Source organism: Staphylococcus roterodami (assembly GCA_022493055.1).
GTDB lineage: Bacteria > Bacillota > Bacilli > Staphylococcales > Staphylococcaceae > Staphylococcus > Staphylococcus singaporensis.
This window is the reverse complement of record CP092781.1, coordinates 1,490,492-1,508,220: the sequence shown is the minus strand read 5'-3', so window position 1 is coordinate 1,508,220 and position 17,729 is coordinate 1,490,492. Positions and strand designations below refer to the sequence as shown.

Here is a 17,729-nt window from a genome sequence, read left to right as displayed (position 1 = left end):
AAAAGGAAGGTCAGAAGATGAAAGGACAACATTTTATAGTAACTGGAGGAACAAGTGGACTTGGTTTATCTATCGTCCGTAAGTTACTTGTTAATAAAGTGCGTGTAACATTGTTGGTACGTGATGTTGATAAAGCAACTAGAATCTTTGAACAGGAAATCGGGAAAACTATAAATGTTATTCCTTGTGACTTAAATGATATGAAATCGATACAGGCACTGAAATTTGAAGATAATACATCATTCGATGGTTTCATTTATAGTGCAGGTTTAGGTTATTTTAAATCTATTTCAGAACATAGTGTTGCAGAAATGATTGAAACTTATCAGCTTAATTTAATTAGTTTTAATGTTTTATATACTATTTTGAGACCTTTTTTAACAACTAACGCTCATATTGTAGGTATTTCAAGCCAAGCAGCATTTACTACTCAAGCAAATGCTGCACATTATGGGGCATCGAAAGCAGGTTTTTATGCATTAATGAATGCTTTAAGGCTAGAGTCACCAAACTTACATATCATGACGGTTAATGTTGGCCCGATTGATACACCTTTTCATCAAAAAGCTGATCCATCGATGAAGTATGCTAAAAAGATGGGTAAAATAATGCTAAATGCTGACACTCTTGCAGAAGATATCATTTATGGCATTAAAACAAAACGATTAGAAATTAATCGGCCTAAATGGATGCATCATGCGTTGAAAATGTATCAAATTGCGCCTAGATTTTTTGAACGATGTTTTCCTAAATTATTTAAAAATAAAGCATAAATAGGTGGGATGGTAATGAACTGTCAATCGGAGAGTGTGGTAAGACTTTGTGTACGATATGCGGAACAACTACCAGTTTTTGAAGAATTTACAGTGCTGGATATTTTAGGCGATATTTCTGCAGACCAAATTTCAGACAGTACATTATATTATATTTGTGAAAAATTTAAACTGCTCGTACTACAAGGAAATGTGATGGGTGTGCAAATAATTGAAAACAATGCGGAAACGGAAAGTGAAGTAAAATATAAAAAGATGTTTTAGTTTAAATATGATGTTGTAAGTCATCCAACTGAAAGTATATCATCTAGAATTATATAAATAGAAAAACAGCAGTAAGTTGATTTTATGAAGAAATTTAACATACTACTGTTTTTATTATAGAGTTATGACCCAGCCTTAAACTGCTGTTTAATTCATTTCTATAGAATAAAGCGAATGGAATAACATTTTATTACTGAAAATAACTTCTAAACTAAATGGTTAGTATATTCTAAATTTTTAACACGAGCTCTAGCTGTTTTGATTTGATCTAAACTAACTTTAGCATGATAGTTATCAATATTTTCTTTTAATTGGTCGACACTGCTTGCACCAACAATAATAGAACCAATTACATCATGTGATGTTAAGTAATTAAACGTTAAAGCAGACAAATTACTTTCTATTTCTTTAATAGAAGCTATAGTCTCGCCCAATTCATCATGGGAATAATCAAAGATACCATCTTTGAATTTATTGTCGAGCACATTAACACTATTTGAAGTTAATAAACCTTTAAACACTGGTCCTCTCGCAAGAACTTTGACATCATTGTTGTGTATTGCATCCAATAATGATTCTGGACGATTATCAATCAAATTAAATTGAGACATAATTGTTTCAATTTGGCTATGTTTCAAATAATAATCAATGACATTTGGACGAATTGAAGAAATACCATAAGCACGAATAACGCCTTCTTGTTTCAACTCATCAAATGCGCTAATTGTTTCGTCTAATGGGTCATCAATTGTTCCACCATGTAGTTGATAAAGATCAATATGATCAATACCTAAGCGTTTTAGAGAACCTTTAACCGCTTCTTTAATATAAGATTTGCTTGGATCCCATGTAGTACTGCCATCTTTTGTTAAACGATTACCTACTTTAGTACCAATAACTATGTCATCTCGCTGCTGATACTTCTGAAGTGCTTTTCCAACAACATTTTCATTAACTCCTTTATCATACATATCTGCTGTATCAAAATATGTGATACCATGTTCAACAGCATAATCTATAATTTGTTCTGCTTTCTTTAAATCTGTACCTAAACTCATGCAACCTAAACCTAATTCAGATATGGCAATGCCACTTTTTAATATATTTTTTTGCATGTCTGTTCTCCTTTCGATACACTTTAACTAACAAGCATAGTGTATCAATATATAATATGAAATTAAAGGAACGTGATTAAAATGGACTTAAATGAAAAAACAATTGATCGAACAGTTATATATAACGGTAAAATTGTTGATGTAGAAATTCATACGGTAACTTTACCGAATGGAGAAACTTCAACGAGGGAATTAGTTTATCATAATGGTGCAGTTGCTGTGTGTGCCGTGACTCCTGAAAATGAAGTTGTTTTAGTGAAACAGTACCGTAAACCAATCGAAAAACCATTGCTAGAAATACCAGCTGGTAAATTAGAAGATGATGAAGATAGAGTCGAAGCGGCTAAACGTGAATTAGAAGAGGAAACAGGATATATTGCTAAAGAGTTAACGCATGTTGTAGATATGTATGGTTCTCCAGGCTTTTGCGATGAACAATTATCTATATATTTTACGGATAAATTAGAAGAAGGTACAGTTCACTTAGATGAGGATGAATTTGTTGAAGTCATTAAAGTACCTATTGAGAATATTAAATCGATGCTAATGAATAAAGAAATTGAAGATGCAAAAACTATCATAGCTTTACAGCATCTATTATTAAATTATAATCATTCTAAATAACAAATGAGAAAAGCTTGCATTTTATTGAGAAAACTGTTAATTTTAATTGTGAAGTTTGAAATAATTTGTAATGATTTTAATTATTAGTAGGGGAGTGGGCATCGTTGGAAGAACGATTAAATCGAGTTAAGCAACAATTACAACAATCATCATACAAGCTAACGCCACAACGCGAAGCTACTGTTAGAGTTCTAATTGAAAATGAAAAAGACCATTTAAGTGCTGAAGATGTTTACTTAAAAGTAAAAGATAAAGCACCGGAAATTGGCTTGGCAACAGTATACAGAACGTTAGAGTTATTAGCTGAATTAAAAGTAGTAGACAAAATTAACTTTGGTGACGGGGTCGCTCGTTTTGATTTAAGAAAAGAAGGTGCAAAACATTTCCATCACCACTTAGTATGTATGGAATGTGGTCGAGTAGATGAAATCGACGAAGATTTATTACCAGAAGTTGAAAATCGAGTTGAAAATGAGTTTAAATTCAAAATTTTAGATCATCGTTTAACTTTCCATGGTGTGTGTGAAGAATGCCAAGCGAAAGGTAAAGGATAGAAATTGCGTAGGTTAAATTAACCTTCGCTTTTTTTAGAGGTGCGGTTATGGAGACAATTATTGAAGAATATTTGCGTTTTATACAAATCGAAAAAGGATTAAGTTCTAATACAATTGGTGCGTATAGACGAGACTTAAAAAAATACCAAGATTATATGTCTGAGCATCATATTTCACATATTGACTTTATAGATAGACAAGTGATTCAAGAGTGTTTGGGATATTTAATTGATGAAGGGCAATCCGCTAAATCAATTGCACGATTTATTTCTACTATTCGAAGTTTTCATCAATTTGCTTTAAGAGAAAAATATGCAGCTAAAGATCCAACGGTATTATTAGATTCACCGAAATATGATAAAAAATTGCCTGATGTGTTGAATGTTGATGAAGTACTGGCATTACTAGAAACTCCTGATTTAAACAAATTAAATGGTTATCGCGATCGAACGATGTTAGAACTTTTATACGCGACAGGAATGCGTGTATCTGAACTCATTCATTTAGAGTTAGAGCATGTGAATTTAATGATGGGATTTGTACGTGTTTTTGGCAAGGGAGATAAAGAAAGAATTGTACCTTTAGGGGATGCTGTGATTGAATATTTAACAACATATATTGAAACAATTCGACCACAACTTTTAAAAAAGACAGTTACTAACGTATTGTTTTTAAATATGCATGGAAAGCCTTTATCACGACAAGCAATATGGAAAATGATTAAACAGAATGGTTTGAAAGCAAATATTAAAAAAACGTTAACACCACATACATTACGCCACTCCTTTGCGACGCATTTATTAGAAAATGGCGCAGATTTAAGAGCTGTTCAAGAAATGTTAGGTCATTCAGATATTTCGACAACTCAACTATATACACATGTCTCAAAATCACAAATTAGGAAAATGTATAATCAATTTCATCCTAGAGCTTAAAGCGAATATTAAATTAAAAGTCACAATACATATGACTATAAGGTCTGTGTAATTGTGACTTTTTAATTTGAAGATTAATTATGCCTATACTTTCTCATTTGAATTGCCTCTTGTTTGGCTTTGATAACATCTGAACGATCTCGGAGTTTATGATGATCAACGATAAATGAATCTGTTATTGTTTCTTGATTATAATCATAATCAGGAAAATTAACTTTGATAATATTTTCAAAGTCAGGGTTTATTGGTAAAACTACTGGTGAAAAAGACTCAGATTTATTAATCATTGCAATCTGCTGTTCAATTAAATTTTGAAACTCATCTATATTAAGATTTAAGACATATGAATCTTGAGCATTTTGTATAATTTCATTCGATTTATTAAAAGATTTATAGGCGCCTTTTAAATTATTGCGGCGATAATGATAACAAGCAGTTGCAAATAAGATTAAACTGACAACAGCATCTTGTTTACTAAAATTGTTTTCTTCTTTCCAAGCCTCTTCAAGAATGTCATGGCAAAGAAAATAATGTTGCTTTTTATGAAATTGGTAATAGAAATTTATAAGTGCCTGTTGCATTTTGTTTTCACCCCAATTTAAAAGTAAGTTATTTTCATGCTATAATATTTTAGAGAATTATGCACATATGACGCAATACGAGGTAGATATTATGTATGAAGTTAAATTAGATGCTTTTAATGGACCTTTAGATTTATTACTGCATCTTATCCAAAAATTTGAAATAGATATTTATGATATTCCAATGCAAGCATTAACTGAGCAGTATATGCAGTACGTACATGCAATGAAGCAGCTTGAAATTAATATTGCAAGTGAATACCTAGTATTAGCGTCAGAGCTCTTAATGATTAAAAGTAAGATGCTATTACCGCAATCAACATCTGATATGGAAGTTGATGATGACCCACGTGAAGATTTAGTTGGGCGTTTAATAGAATATCAAAATTATAAAGAATATACTGCTATTTTAAATGACATGAAAGAAGAAAGAGATTTTTATTTTACTAAAAGACCGACAGATTTATCTCATTTGGAAACGGATGAATCTTGGGATCCAAATCATACGATTGATTTAACAGAATTAATCGTAGCCTATCAAAGAGTTAAAAATAGAGTTGCTTTAAATACACCTAAATCTGTTGAAATCCGAAAAGAGACATTTACCATTCAACAAGCTACAGAACAAGTGACAACAAGATTGAAAGATAAAGATCATTTCAACTTCTTTAGTCTGTTTACATTTTCTGAGCCTATTGAACAAGTAGTCACTCACTTTTTAGCTATTTTAGAAATGTCAAAAGCAGGAATAATTAATATTGAGCAACAACGTAATTTTGAGGATATTAAAATTATTAGAGGAGTGAACTACCATTTTGGATAATTATGGCATTTTAGAATCGCTATTATTTACAGCTGGCGATGAAGGTTTAGATGAAAAGCAACTACTAGATATTTTAGACATGTCGAAAGAACAACTTGTAGAATTAATTGACAATTATTCATCACACGGTCTAATGATACAACGATTTGGTACGACGTATGTTTTAACGACTAAAAAAGAAGCGGCAACATATATTGAACAATTAATTGAGCAGAAATCACAAATGAAATTATCACAGGCAGCAATGGAAGTTTTATCAATTATTGCTTATAACCAACCTTTATCAAGAAGTGATATTGAATTAATTCGAAGTATCAATTCGGATGGTGCAGTTAAAACGTTGATTGCAAAAGGTCTTGTAGAAGCTAAAGTGGTTAATGAACAACGTAGCCAACAATTAATTACGACGGATTTGTTTTTAAATGTGTTTGGTATTTCAAATATAGAAGATTTGCCAACAACTGAAGAAGACGATGAAGAAATGGATGTTTTTTTCAGCAATCTAGTCAATCAAAAAGGAGAAAATAATGACTAAAGAATTAGAGAGATTACAAAAGCGTATAGCGAATAGTGGTTATACATCAAGACGTAAGGCGGAAACTTTGATTTCTGAAGGTAAAGTGAAAGTTAATGGTACAACTGTTACTGAATTAGGTACAAAAGTGAAACCTTCTGACACGATTGAAGTTGAAGGTATTAAAATTGAACAAGAGGACAAGATTTACATATTATTCCATAAGCCAACACAAGTGATAACAAGTGTATCAGATGATAGAGGTCGTACAGTGGTTACTGATTATTTTAAAGATATTGATGCTCGTATTTATCCTGTTGGACGCTTAGACTATGATACATCTGGATTGTTATTATTAACAAATGATGGAGAATTTACTAATTTAATGACACATCCTCGATATCAAATTAAGAAAAAATATGTTGCGAAACTAAAAGGCTATCTTATGCGAGAAGAAGTAAAAGCATTAGAAAAAGGCATAGAATTAGAAGATGGTTTAACACAACCAGCTGAAGTAAAAGTTAAAAAACAAGATAAAGATAAAAATACAACATTGGTTGAAATTACAATTACAGAAGGACGAAATCGACAAGTCAGAAGAATGTTTGAACACTTTGGTCATCAAGTAACAAAATTATCTCGTATTGAATATGGACCTTTAAATGTTGTTGGTTTAAATGCTGGCGAAGGCCGCGTATTGACACCTCATGAAGTTAAAGTAATGCGTCATCTTGCTGAACACGGAAAATAATTAGATAAAATATGTATTTATCACAAAGTTTGAGAATTTTTTCACAAAATTTTAGGTTTTTAATAACTGTATGCGTTTTCCTGTGATATAATACTTTTGTAAAGAAAAGCATGTGTGGGAGGTATGACCTGTATGTCGAACGAAATACTTATCGTAGATGATGAGGATAGAATCAGAAGATTACTTAAAATGTATTTAGAAAGAGAATCTTTTGAAATCCATGAAGCGAGTAATGGGCAAGAAGCTTATGACCTTGCAATGGAGAATAATTATGCTTGCATACTACTAGATTTAATGTTGCCAGAAATGGATGGTATCCAGGTGGCGACTAAATTGCGTGAACATAAACAAACACCAATTATTATGTTGACTGCTAAAGGTGAAGAAACAAACCGTGTTGAAGGTTTTGAATCTGGTGCAGATGATTATATCGTCAAACCATTTTCACCTAGAGAAGTAGTCTTAAGAGTTAAAGCACTTCTAAGAAGAACGCAATCTACAACTGTAGAACAAAGCGAACCTCACGCACGTGATGTGATTGAATTCAAACATTTAGAAATAGATAATGATGCACATCGCGTACTTGCTGATAATCAAGAAGTCAATTTGACTCCTAAAGAGTACGAATTATTAATATATTTAGCTAAAACACCAAATAAAGTATTTGACCGTGAACAATTATTAAAAGAAGTTTGGCATTATGAATTCTATGGTGATTTAAGAACAGTTGATACTCATGTTAAACGACTTAGAGAAAAGTTGAATCGTGTGTCTAGCGAAGCTGCGCATATGATTCAAACAGTCTGGGGCGTTGGGTATAAATTTGAGGTTAAATCTAATGATGAGCCGGCTAAATAGTGTCGTAATTAAACTGTGGTTAACTATTATTTTAATAGTGACGACAGTTTTAATTTTATTAAGTATTGCGTTAATTACCTTTATGCAATACTATTTCACACAAGAAACCGAAAATGCCATAAGAGAAGATGCTAGACGAATTAGTTCACTGGTCGAACAATCGCACAATAAAGAAGAAGCAATCAAATATAGTCAAACATTAATTGAAAACCCTGGTGGGTTAATGATTATAAATAATAAACATCGTCAATCTTCAGCTTCACTTTCTAATATTAAAAAACAAATGTTGAATGAAGTAGTCAACAACGACCATTTTGATGATGTATTTGATAAAGGAAGATCTGTGACGCGAAATGTAACGATTAAAGAAAAGGGTTCATCTCAAACATATATTCTGTTAGGCTATCCAACAAAAGCACAGAAGAATAGTCATAGCAAATATAGTGGAGTCTTTATATATAAAGACTTGAAATCAATTGAAGATACAAATAATGCTATCACGATTATCACCATAATTACGGCTGTTATTTTCTTAACTGTTACAACAGTCTTTGCATTTTTCTTATCTTCAAGAATTACAAAACCTTTAAGACGTTTAAGAGACCAAGCTACACGTGTATCTGAAGGGGATTACTCTTATAAACCTTCTGTCACAACGAAAGATGAAATTGGACAATTATCACAAGCATTCAATCAGATGAGTACTGAAATCGAAGAGCATGTCGATGCATTATCCACTTCTAAAAATATTAGAGACAGCTTAATTAACTCTATGGTAGAAGGTGTTTTAGGTATTAATGAGAGTCGACAAATTATCTTATCTAATAAGATGGCGAATGATATTATGGACAATATTGATGAAGATGCCAAATCTTTCTTATTAAGACAAATTGAAGATACTTTTAAATCAAAACAAACTGAAATGCGTGATTTAGAAATGAATGCACGATTCTTTGTTGTGACAACAAGTTATATTGATAAAATTGAACAGGGTGGTAAAAGTGGTGTTGTTGTAACGATTCGTGATATGACGAATGAACATAACCTTGATCAGATGAAGAAAGATTTCATCGCAAATGTATCACACGAATTGCGTACGCCGATATCTTTACTTCAAGGTTATACTGAATCAATTGTCGATGGCATTGTTACAGAGCCTGATGAAATTAAAGAATCACTTGCCATTGTCCTTGATGAATCGAAACGTTTAAACCGTTTAGTTAATGAATTGTTAAATGTCGCTCGCATGGATGCTGAAGGATTATCTGTAAATAAAGAAGTTCAGCCTATTGCAGCGTTACTAGATAAGATGAAAATTAAGTATCGTCAACAAGCTGATGATTTAGGTCTAAATATGACTTTTAATTATTGTAAGAAACGTGTTTGGAGTTATGACATGGATCGAATGGATCAAGTACTAACGAACTTAATTGATAATGCATCACGTTATACGAAACCTGGTGATGAAATTGCAATTACTTGTGATGAAAATGAAAGCGAAGATATTTTATACATTAAAGATACAGGTACAGGCATTGCACCAGAACATTTACAACAAGTATTTGATCGTTTTTATAAAGTTGATGCCGCGAGAACTCGAGGTAAACAAGGTACGGGATTAGGTTTGTTTATTTGTAAAATGATTATCGAAGAGCATGGTGGTTCCATTGATGTTAAAAGCGAATTAGGAAAAGGTACAACGTTTATTATTAAGTTACCAAAGCCAGAATAAAACTGAATATAGTTATTTAAGAACGCATGTTATCGATTAGAGACTCTAATTTATAGCATGCGTTTTTGATTGAAGTAGAGAATTTTGTATGTGGATTAGGTATTGGGAATTAGGATTTTTGCAAATAACAACTATTAAATATATTACTAATTTATATAAAAATATAAAGTTTGATAAAGTTATTTATTTGATTATAAAAATAGGGTAAAATATAGATATATTGTAATAATTAAATTATTCGAGGTGTCATATGAAAAAGTTCATTGGATCAGTTTTAACCACGACATTAATCTTAGGGGGATGTTCGGCGATGGAAAATGAATCAAAAAAAGACACAAATACAGAAACAAAATCTGTACCAGAAGAAATGGAAGCTTCAAAATATGTAGGCCAAGGCTTCCAACCACCTGCAGAAAAAGATGCGATTGAATTTGCGAAGAAGCATAAAGATAAAATTGCCAAACGAGGCGAACAATTTTTTATGGATAACTTCGGTCTAAAAGTTAAAGCTACTAATGTTGTAGGTAGTGGCGACGGCGTAGAAGTATACGTGCATTGTGATGACCACGATATCGTATTTAATGCGAGTATTCCATTTGACAAATCGATAATTGAGAGTGATAGCTCATTAAGAAGTGAGGATAAAGGCGATGATATGAGTACTCTAGTTGGAACAGTACTCAGTGGCTTTGAATATCGAGCACAAAAAGAAAAGTATGATAATTTATATAAATTTTTCAAAGATAATGAAAAGAAATATCAATATACAGGATTTACAAAAGAGGCAATTAACAAGACACAAAATAGTGGATATGAAAATGAATATTTTTATATCGTTGCAAATATACCAACACTTCAAGAATATAGAAAATATTACGAACCTCTGATAAAAAAAAATAATCTAGATTTTAAAAAAGGTATGAAGGATGCAAGAAGAGGAGTAGGCTACAAAGCTGAAATAGAATTATATACAACACTGTTTTCGAAAAGTAGAAACTTTTCAAAGGACAAGAAATTAGATGATGCTATAGATTTATCCGAAAGCGTGAAAAAGTTAAACCTTAATTTAGAAAACACGAAAATATTTTTGCAACTAACGAAATCTACCATTAATACTAAACGAGTAAATTATAGTGATAACAAACCTATTAAGATTGAGGTTGAGTGAAAATGAACAATATAAACGATAGAGATTTAACTGAGTTAAGTGGTTATTGGGTTTACCAAGATATTAAAGATGGTAGTAAATTTAGAGTTAACGATAAAAAATTCAAACAAGTCGAAGAGATAACGAAAGTAGCTAATAAAAATAATAGTTCAGATATAAAAGTTTATGAACTATTGGATGAAAATGAAACACCTACAGGCAAACAAGTATTATTATTTCAAGGTACAGATAACCAAAAGAGTGATGTGAAAAGCAATCCTTTTCGTGGGAAGGTTGCTGATGATTGGATTGAAAATATAAAGTTAATGAATGATAAAAATAAGTCAACTTCTTTATTAGAACAAAATAATGCTTATATTAAATCGTATGAACAGAAACTAAAAGATGCAGATACACTTAAAAGCTCTGATTTTTTAAGGAAATATAAGCAAAATCCGTCTACGTATAAAAACAAAACTATTAAGTCTGATGGAGGCAATTCTCAAGGGGGAGCAAGTGCTAACCACCAAGGGTTGATTAACCCGAATAAAAATATAGTTTCTACAAACCCTGCCATGTTACCAAAGTCAATATGGGAAAATTTCAAATCTCAAAACTTTAAAAATATGATTAATTATCATAGTAAGTTTGATATTTTATCTTGGCTACAGGATCCATTTGCCACTCCGACACTAGGAAAACGAGTGAATTTAGAAACTGGTGTGCCAACGATGGATGGATTAGTAAATAGTCATTTAGGTTATAAAAGAAAATTAAATCCAAGATATAATACTTATAAGGATTTAGCAGTTTATAAAATTAAATCAGTTAAAGATACTATGATTAAAAATGGTAAAAAAGTCAAAAAAACTATTGAAATCGATATAAATATGGATGATAGAATTCCAATTAATGTGTGGACAGGAGATTCAATAGCGAGAACGGGAAAAGGGACTCCTATAAAATTAAATCTAGAAAATCTTAGTGCATTAAGTAATTTGGTAACTGGTGAAACAAGTGATATGTTAACCGATTGTGTAAATTATTTGAATGAGAGCTATAACATTTCACAGGTTGAAAATTCTAATTTTGGAGAAAGAAAACATAAACTTAAACAAGATTTTAAAAATATTGTCGAAGTTGATATCCTTGAAGGGATGAGTAGGGAATTAACTTCTTTGAAAAAGGATGCATTTAGCGCAATTGATAATGTCAAAAAATATCTTGTTGGAATTGCTTTCATATTTTCATCAGTTGCAGGCCTTATTTTTGAATTAAATACTATTGAAGAAATGCTTGAAGATTTAGATAAAAAATTACAACGTGGCATAGAAAGTTTACATGATTCACTTGATAACGTAATTAAAGAAATGTTTAAAAATTTAGATCATGATTTTGAAGATGGCGTGACAGAGGAAATGATGAAGCATTTAAATGTTGTGAATAATAATATAAATTTTGTAAAAAAACAAAATGATGTATATGGAGAGCAGATAACCGATATTAAAAATATAATGTCTCATCAAGATGCAACGGTAATGGACGGAAACTTATCTATTAATTATAGCGGTGAACATATGATTTCGGGTCAAGTACAATCTTCTAATTATTTAACTAGAAAAATGACAATTTTAAAAAACCATATTGATAATGCAGTTAACAAAATTAGTGATTATGTTCAAGAAGCTTACAATAATTATTTTGAACCAGTATTAAACTACATTCTTGAAGTTATACATTCGGTAGAAACAGCTGTGAGACATATTTATGAAATAAGCAGTTTAATATACAAAGTAACAATGAAAATAAAGATAAAGGCTATGGGAATAAATGTCGACGAAATTGATAAAAGCCTTGATGTTTTAAAAAGTAAACTTAAAAATTTAGATGAGTTTTTAAATAACTTAAAAACAGCTTCACCAATTTTAGAAAATCACTTAGATGATATTATTAAAAATATGAAACCGTTAATTGTTAATCAAATTTTTGAACCATCGCATTATGACGATATGTTTATTTTAAACACACAAGCTCATGCGCGTCTTGATCAAATGGCACAACAGTTTGAAGTTGTTTGTAATGGCTTGAACGAAAATGAAGGACAAGCTATTAAAACAATGGATCAATCTGCCTCGTTAATTCGTTCAAACTTAATTCAAGTTAAAGAACAATTAGAAAAACTAGCAGTATACTAATTATTTATTAAAAGCTACTTGTTTTCATTGAGAATAAGTAGTTTTTTCAAAAATAAAATTTTTACAAACACATAAATGGGTGATGAGCCATGTTTAAAAAGACAAAATTAATCTTAATAGCAACACTACTGCTATCAGGATGTTCCGCGATGGAAAATGAATCAAAAAAAGACACAAATACAGAAACAAAGTCTGTGCCAGAAGAAATGGAAGCTTCAAAATATGTAGGCCAAGGATTCCAACCACCTGCAGAAAAAGATGCGGTTGAATTTGCGAAAAAGCATAAAGATAAAATTGCTAAACGTGGCGAACAATTTTTTATGGATAACTTCGGTCTAAAAGTTAAAGCTACCAATGTTGTAGGTAGTGGCGACGGCGTAGAAGTATTCGTGCATTGTGATGACCACGATATCGTATTTAATGCGAGTATTCCGTTTGACAAATCAATTATTGACAGTGATAGCTCATTAAGAAGTGAGGATAAAGGCGATGATATGAGTACTTTAGTTGGTACAGTACTCAGTGGCTTTGAATATCGAGCACATAAGGAAGAGTTGGATAATTTAACAGAAGTTTTAAAAGAATATAAAAGTAAATATAAATATACTGGTTATACTGAAAATGCAATTATGAAAACGCAGAATAGTGGTTTTAGAAATGAATATTATTATTTGACTGCAATTCCATATACTTTAGATGAATATAAAAAGTATTTTCAACCCTTAATCAAAGAGGATGATAAGTCTTTTAGGAATGATATGAGAAACTCAAAAAAACAGCTTAAAGATAAATCTCGTCCATATGTTGTTACAACTTTATTTAGTACTAAAGATAATTTTACTAAAGATAATACAATAGACGAGATGATTGATTTTTCTGAAGTACTAAAAAAGAAAAAGAATATTCCTCATGATTTGAATGTTTCTCTTCAAATTTCTAATAAATATATAAATACAACAAGACCTAATTATAGTAAGAAGGATGTAATAGAAGTAGGTGTATTTAATCATGAAAAAGCTAACACGAATGATTAAACTAATAACAACAAAAAGCCGTCCCAAAAGCCATCTCTAAAATTAATTAAACAAACAACATTCCAAACAATGCTCGCAAATTCATCATACATCGCCAACTTAACTAATTTTCATTTTAAGCATAGTTATTGAGGTTTTGTGATATATAGTATAAAATTAATGAGAATTAAATTTAATAATGTTAAATTCATCTTCGGGGTCGGGTGTAATTCCCAACCGGCAGTAAATTAAGCCTGCGACCTGCTAGTATGTTTCATATTAGTGGCTGATCTAGTGAGATTCTAGAGCCGACAGTATAGTCTGGATGGGAGAAGATGGAGGTTTTTTGTTGTGCAATAATCCTCCTATTCTTACGAGATGAATGGAAGGAGAAAATTGAATATGCAACAAAATAAACGTCTTATCACAATAAGTATGTTGAGCGCGATTGCGTTTGTGTTAACTTTTATCAAGTTTCCTATACCATTTTTGCCACCATACTTAACTTTAGATTTTAGTGATGTACCGTCATTACTAGCTACATTTACGTTTGGACCAGTCGCTGGAATCATAGTTGCACTGGTTAAAAACTTACTGAACTACTTATTTAATATGGGCGATCCAGTAGGTCCATTTGCAAACTTTTTAGCGGGAGCAAGTTTCTTATTAACAGCGTACGCTATCTATAAAAATAAACGTTCAACAAAATCTTTGATTATTGGATTAATCATTGCAACAATCGTTATGACTTTCGTGCTAAGTATTTTGAACTATTTCGTTCTATTACCTTTATATGGCATGATTTTTAATTTAGCTGACATTGCGAATAATCTTAAAGTGATCATTGTTTCAGGAATTATTCCATTCAATATTATAAAAGGTATCATTATTTCAATTGTGTTTATCTTATTATATAGAAGACTGGCAAATTTCTTGAAAAGAATTTAATAAACTTTAATCAAAATAATTTACACATAAAAATATAAGCAGGTAACTATCAATTTCCGATAGCATACCTGCTTTTTATATTGAACATTAATTTCAATGCAACATTTTATTCATATTTTAAAGCGTCCCCATCAAATGATTCGTCTGCAATTTTTATAGAATCTGTAGGGCAACCATCTAATGCATCTTCCATGTCTTCATATAATTCTTCTGGTACTTCTGCAGTACCTTGGTTATCGTCAAGGATTACGAAAGCAATACCTTCGTCGTCGTAATCATATATATCTGGCGCAGCTGCACCACATGCACCACATGCAATACAAGTATCCATATCAACGATTGTATATTTTGCCAATGTCTTCGCCTCCTTTGATAAAAATGCTAAAATAGAATATGACTAAAATTTTAGACAGCATCTTTTTTATTTTCAAATTATCCGTTTTACAGAGTGAGGGTTAAACTTGCAACACATTATAAAAACAGCATTACAACAAACATTTAACTATAAAACAAATAAAAGTATTTACAATATATTAGTTGGTAAGAAATCTCACCAAACTTTTTTTGACGCTTGTAGTCAACAACAGTTGTCATTATATCATAGTTTACCACTATTAAAATATCCGTCTTTTGAGCTATTTTTAGAAAATATTAATGAATTTGACTCTGAAGTAGAAATTGCATTGCATCCAAGATTTACATTTGAAAGTATGGTGCAAACATTTCAGTCAATGCAATTATTAGTGCAAACGATGTCTAATATTAAGCAACAGTCATTCCAATTTGTACCAATCTCTCAAAATAATAAGATACAAGAAACAGTGAAAATTGTCTATAACTATATTAAAGAAAATGAATTACAAAGTGATTTTGAAAATGAACTACACCACTTGTTTGAAGCCATATCTTTAAAAGGGCCTTGTTATTTACATTATTATTTGCAAGGTTATGATGAACCAATGTATACAAGACAGCAAGTAAGTTTAATAGAACAAATATTACAACAACAGTTATTTGAATATGAAATGAATAATTTAGTGGCAATGATGTTTGAATTAGAAAAAATAGAATATACCATTTTATCAAGATTAATTATCAAACCAACATTATCAAACCAGACATTTATTACTTTTACAAAATTACTTGAAAACTTTACTATGGAAAATATTGCTGAACAACAACAAGTTAAAATCAATACTATCGAAGATCATGTATTAGAAATTTTAATAAAGGGTTATATGTCAAATTACGATGACTATATTGATGACGAACTATTTCAACAATTTATAAATTTTTATGAACAGCATCGTGGCGAGCGATTGAAATATTATAAAGAAAAATTTGACTCACTATCATACTTCCAAATAAAAGTATTGATTGTTGGAATTGAAAGAGGTGATCTCATTGTTGTATAAAGCTTTAAAAGATAATTTTGGATTTGACAGTTTTAAACCAGGACAACAAGAGATAATTGAAAGTGTGTTGAGGCATAAACATACACTAGGTATTCTTCCTACTGGAAGCGGCAAAAGTTTATGTTATCAACTACCGACATATCTTTCTAATAAGCCTACGTTAATTGTATCTCCATTAATTTCTTTAATGGATGATCAAGTGATGCAATTAAAGATTAATGGTGAAAAACGTGTTGCCTGTATTCACTCAGGTATGGATGAAATTGAAAAAAAGCATAATATTAAATGTTTACGACATAGCCGCTTCATCTTTTTAAGTCCAGAATTCCTTTTACAACTAGCTAATTTCAAATTAATTTCTAAAATAGATTTTGGCATGATTGTTTTAGATGAAGCGCATTGTTTATCAGAATGGGGCTATGATTTTAGACCGCATTATGCATTAATTGGCAAAGTTACAAGCCATTTTAAAAAAGCTGTCGTATTAGCTTTGACTGCTACAGCACCACCACATTTACAAGATGATTTAACAAAAATGCTATCCATTCAATTTAATGTTATTAAAACTACTATGAATCGCCCGAACATAAGCTTTAAGCATTTTAACTTTCAAGATGATGAAGAAAAAATTGAGTGGCTTCTACCATTTCTCGAAACCTCTGGTCCAACAATTATTTACGTATCTTCTAAAAAAATGTGTCTAAATTTGGCACAAATGATATATGATTATGGTTTTCTAACAGGTATATACCATGGAGATATGAATTACCAAGAACGTCAAACGGTTCAACAACAATTTTTAAATAATGATATTCCAGTTATTGTTGCAACGAGTGCGTTTGGAATGGGGATTAATAAAAAAGATATCAGAACCATTATTCATTTTCATCTCTCAACAAGTCCATCAAATTACATACAAGAGATTGGTCGTGCAGGACGTGATGGTGAACGTAGTCAGGCGATTAGTTTATATCAACCAGATGATAGGTATATTTTAGAAACATTATTATTTACAGATATGATTACAAAAGAAGATGTCCAAAATTTTGAGTTAGGTGAATTTCTACCACCAGACAAGCAACATATTTTAACAACATTACATTCTTTCTATAAAATTGAAACATTAAAACAAATTTTCCAGCAATCTTTTAAACGAAAACAATTAGGATTCTTTCGTATGATTGGATATAGTAAGTTAGACCAATGTAGACGCAAATATTTGTTAGAATTTTTTGGAGAATTTCCACCTACACAAGAGCAATGTTGTGACAATGATTCGAATATGATGGATATAGTGGTTTTAAATAAGAAAAAGGTAATTAGAAGTATCGGTTTTGAAGAAAAGTTGCAAAATTTATTTCCTAGATAGTATTACTTTACTAAAAGAAAATTGACAAGCTATAATTAGTGTATACACAATTGAAAAATGATTGAAATAATTTTGAAAAATATACATAAACATATGTCATATGGGTATATTTTATGTA

The 17,729-nt window shown here is 30.8% G+C and carries 19 protein-coding genes, 1 pseudogene and 1 riboswitch; of the genes and pseudogenes, 17 read left to right on the top strand and 3 right to left on the bottom strand.

Annotation, left to right across the window (positions count from 1 at the left end; all coding sequences use genetic code 11):
- Positions 1–17 precede the first annotated feature (17 nt).
- Both ML436_07255 and ML436_07250 read left to right on the top strand, forming a co-directional pair.
- Positions 18–773, top strand: coding sequence for an SDR family oxidoreductase (locus tag ML436_07255; protein UMT77001.1), 756 nt, complete (start codon positions 18–20; stop codon positions 771–773).
- Positions 774–788: 15 nt separating this feature from the next.
- A complete protein-coding gene (locus ML436_07250) occupies positions 789–1,037 on the top strand; it encodes a hypothetical protein (protein ID UMT77000.1) in 249 nt (82 codons plus the stop codon).
- Between the two features lie 206 nt (positions 1,038–1,243).
- On the opposite strand, the gene ML436_07245 is transcribed toward ML436_07250, so the two are convergent.
- Entirely contained in the window at positions 1,244–2,152 is a 909-nt protein-coding gene (locus tag ML436_07245) for an aldo/keto reductase (protein ID UMT76999.1), read from the bottom strand.
- 81 nt (positions 2,153–2,233) lie between these two features.
- Between ML436_07245 and ML436_07240 the strand changes: the two genes are divergently transcribed.
- The 3 genes from ML436_07240 to xerD all read left to right on the top strand — a co-directional run bounded on the left by ML436_07240 (position 2,234) and on the right by xerD (position 4,265).
- A complete protein-coding gene (locus tag ML436_07240) occupies positions 2,234–2,776 on the top strand; it encodes an NUDIX hydrolase (GenBank protein ID UMT76998.1) in 543 nt (180 codons plus the stop codon).
- A gap of 104 nt (positions 2,777–2,880) precedes the next feature.
- Positions 2,881–3,330 (top strand): transcriptional repressor, encoded by a 450-nt coding sequence (locus ML436_07235; protein ID UMT76997.1) that lies wholly within the window; start codon positions 2,881–2,883, stop codon positions 3,328–3,330.
- 47 nt (positions 3,331–3,377) lie between these two features.
- Positions 3,378–4,265: a site-specific tyrosine recombinase XerD gene (gene xerD / locus ML436_07230; protein UMT76996.1), complete on the top strand. Its 888-nt coding sequence runs from the start codon at positions 3,378–3,380 to the stop codon at positions 4,263–4,265.
- 74 nt (positions 4,266–4,339) lie between these two features.
- Here xerD and ML436_07225 read toward each other — a convergent pair whose 3' ends face one another.
- Positions 4,340–4,846: a DUF309 domain-containing protein gene (locus ML436_07225; GenBank protein ID UMT76995.1), complete on the bottom strand. Its 507-nt coding sequence runs from the start codon at positions 4,844–4,846 to the stop codon at positions 4,340–4,342.
- A gap of 91 nt (positions 4,847–4,937) precedes the next feature.
- Here ML436_07225 and ML436_07220 point away from each other — a divergent pair, with 91 nt between their 5' ends.
- From ML436_07220 to ML436_07175, 10 genes and pseudogenes are all read left to right on the top strand, one after another.
- Positions 4,938–5,669: a segregation/condensation protein A gene (locus ML436_07220; protein ID UMT76994.1), complete on the top strand. Its 732-nt coding sequence runs from the start codon at positions 4,938–4,940 to the stop codon at positions 5,667–5,669.
- Positions 5,662–6,204, top strand: coding sequence for an SMC-Scp complex subunit ScpB (scpB, locus tag ML436_07215; protein UMT76993.1), 543 nt, complete (start codon positions 5,662–5,664; stop codon positions 6,202–6,204). The genes ML436_07220 and scpB overlap by 8 nt, the downstream gene beginning before the upstream one ends.
- Positions 6,197–6,934 (top strand): rRNA pseudouridine synthase, encoded by a 738-nt coding sequence (locus ML436_07210; GenBank protein ID UMT76992.1) that lies wholly within the window; start codon positions 6,197–6,199, stop codon positions 6,932–6,934. Before scpB ends, ML436_07210 begins: the two co-directional genes overlap by 8 nt.
- Positions 6,935–7,066: 132 nt before the next feature.
- The gene (srrA, locus tag ML436_07205) at positions 7,067–7,792 is read left to right on the top strand and encodes a two-component system response regulator SrrA (protein UMT76991.1); all 726 of its coding nucleotides are present in this window, start codon (positions 7,067–7,069) and stop codon (positions 7,790–7,792) included.
- A complete protein-coding gene (gene srrB / locus ML436_07200) occupies positions 7,773–9,524 on the top strand; it encodes a two-component system sensor histidine kinase SrrB (GenBank protein ID UMT76990.1) in 1,752 nt (583 codons plus the stop codon). Before srrA ends, srrB begins: the two co-directional genes overlap by 20 nt.
- 250 nt (positions 9,525–9,774) lie before the next feature.
- Positions 9,775–10,692, top strand: a complete 918-nt coding sequence (locus ML436_07195; GenBank protein ID UMT76989.1) for a DUF1672 domain-containing protein — start codon at positions 9,775–9,777, stop codon at positions 10,690–10,692.
- 2 nt (positions 10,693–10,694) lie between these two features.
- Positions 10,695–12,866 carry a hypothetical protein gene (locus ML436_07190; protein UMT79500.1) on the top strand — a complete coding sequence of 724 codons (2,172 nt, stop codon included), beginning with the start codon at positions 10,695–10,697 and terminating at the stop codon, positions 12,864–12,866.
- A gap of 89 nt (positions 12,867–12,955) precedes the next feature.
- A complete protein-coding gene (locus ML436_07185; protein UMT76988.1) occupies positions 12,956–13,900 on the top strand; it encodes a DUF1672 domain-containing protein in 945 nt (314 codons plus the stop codon).
- A gap of 20 nt (positions 13,901–13,920) precedes the next feature.
- Positions 13,921–14,007: pseudogene (locus ML436_07180) on the top strand (hypothetical protein).
- 78 nt (positions 14,008–14,085) lie between these two features.
- Positions 14,086–14,220, top strand: a riboswitch (FMN riboswitch).
- A 61-nt stretch (positions 14,221–14,281) separates the two neighbouring features.
- Complete coding sequence (locus ML436_07175; GenBank protein ID UMT76987.1) at positions 14,282–14,827, top strand: ECF transporter S component; 546 nt, start codon at positions 14,282–14,284, stop codon at positions 14,825–14,827.
- Positions 14,828–14,933: 106 nt separating this feature from the next.
- Here ML436_07175 and ML436_07170 read toward each other — a convergent pair whose 3' ends face one another.
- Positions 14,934–15,182 carry a ferredoxin gene (locus tag ML436_07170; GenBank protein ID UMT76986.1) on the bottom strand — a complete coding sequence of 83 codons (249 nt, stop codon included), beginning with the start codon at positions 15,180–15,182 and terminating at the stop codon, positions 14,934–14,936.
- Between the two features lie 106 nt (positions 15,183–15,288).
- Between ML436_07170 and ML436_07165 the strand changes: the two genes are divergently transcribed.
- On the top strand, positions 15,289–16,242 hold the full coding sequence (locus ML436_07165; protein ID UMT76985.1) for a helix-turn-helix domain-containing protein: 954 nt from the start codon (positions 15,289–15,291) through the stop codon (positions 16,240–16,242).
- A complete protein-coding gene (locus tag ML436_07160; GenBank protein UMT76984.1) occupies positions 16,232–17,611 on the top strand; it encodes an ATP-dependent DNA helicase in 1,380 nt (459 codons plus the stop codon). The genes ML436_07165 and ML436_07160 overlap by 11 nt, the downstream gene beginning before the upstream one ends.
- Positions 17,612–17,729: the final 118 nt, after the last annotated feature.